Source organism: Aeromonas sp. ZOR0002, assembly GCF_963866995.1.
GTDB classification, from domain to species: domain Bacteria; phylum Pseudomonadota; class Gammaproteobacteria; order Enterobacterales; family Aeromonadaceae; genus Aeromonas; species Aeromonas caviae.
The window spans coordinates 1-302 of the sequence record NZ_CAWMFQ010000303.1 but is presented as its reverse complement, the minus strand read 5'-3'; the positions used below and the strand labels follow the sequence as shown (position 1 = coordinate 302).

Sequence of the window (302 nt, the reverse complement as noted above, 5' to 3'; positions counted from 1 at the left end):
GGAGATGAGGCGGGCGCCGAATTGCAGCACTACCTCGGCGCGGGCCAGCTCGGCCACGAAGTCGCTGTGTTGCAGGGCGAGATCCGTGTGGACGAGGTTGCGATCATCGAAGCGGATCTGGCTTTGCAGATCCGCCAGCAGGGGCCAGCCGAGGCGGTCTGCCAGCTCGGCCACCGCCTTGCCTTGCACCGGATCCTGGATGCGTCCGGCGACGATGACACCGCGCTTGCCGATGAGACTGTCCCAGTCCGGCTGGGCGGGGCAGCCCGGCTCGCCCACCAGCCAGGGGCTCCAGGGCTTGG

Annotated in this window: 1 pseudogene; it reads right to left on the bottom strand. The window is 69.2% G+C overall.

The annotated features are described in order from the left end of the window. Positions 1-302: pseudogene (locus AACR77_RS16685) on the bottom strand (2-succinyl-5-enolpyruvyl-6-hydroxy-3-cyclohexene-1-carboxylic-acid synthase); the annotation flags it as partial.